Below are 759 nucleotides of genomic sequence, written 5' to 3' on the forward strand. Positions count from 1 at the left end.
AGGACACCATCTACCGCCGGTGGTCCGGCAAGGCCGAACTCGTCTACGAGGCGGTGTTCACCACCACCGACACCGCGCCGGTTCCCGACACCGGAACTCTCGAAGGCGACCTCACCGTCCTCGTCCAGCAACTGATCGACGAGTTCGGCGCGCCGGCCGCCGCCGCGGCGCTGCCCGGACTGCTGGCGGACTTCGCCGCCGTCCCCGAACTGCGGACCAGAATCCGCTCCGCCTTCCTCGCGCCCGCCAAGCGGCGCCTGGCCGGTGTCTTCGACCGGGCCCGGGAGCGCGGCGAGAGCGGCCCGAGCGTCGAGACCGACCTGGTGCTCGACACCCTTGTCGGCACCGTCCTGTTCCGGCTGGGCATCCTCGGCGAGCCCGCCGGCCCCCGACTGGCGCGCAGCGTCGCCGCCATCGCCGCCAAGGGAATCGAGGCACAGTGAACGGATGGCTTCTGGCCGCGGGCGCCCTGGCGGCCGTGACGGCCCTGATCCACCTCGTCGCCGGCGGGCGCGACGTGGTCCGCCCGCTGCTGGGCAGCCCACTGGAGGCCGAGGCACGGCGGACCCTGCACGCGGTGTGGCACTTCGCCACGGCGGACCTGCTGTTCAGCGGCGTCGCCCTGATCGCCCTCGCGACCCGGACCGCCGCGAACGCACCCCTCGTCCTCTTCATCGCCGCCCACTTCCTCGCGTACGCGGCGGTGTTCCTGGTGATCACACTCCGCGCGGGCTGGTCACGCCCCCTGCTGCGGCTGCC

At 73.4% G+C, this 759-nt stretch carries 2 protein-coding genes; both read left to right on the plus strand.

Annotated elements, in window-relative coordinates:
• Positions 1 to 443 (plus strand): TetR-like C-terminal domain-containing protein (locus tag D471_RS35760; protein ID WP_017600864.1); only part of this gene is annotated, 443 nt, incomplete at its 5' end.
• Positions 440 to 759 (plus strand): hypothetical protein (locus D471_RS0123380; RefSeq protein WP_017600865.1); only part of this gene is annotated, 320 nt, incomplete at its 3' end. The genes D471_RS35760 and D471_RS0123380, both read left to right, overlap by 4 nt.

The sequence above is a fragment of the Nocardiopsis lucentensis DSM 44048 genome, assembly GCF_000341125.1.
Classification (GTDB): Bacteria; Actinomycetota; Actinomycetes; order Streptosporangiales; family Streptosporangiaceae; genus Nocardiopsis; species Nocardiopsis lucentensis.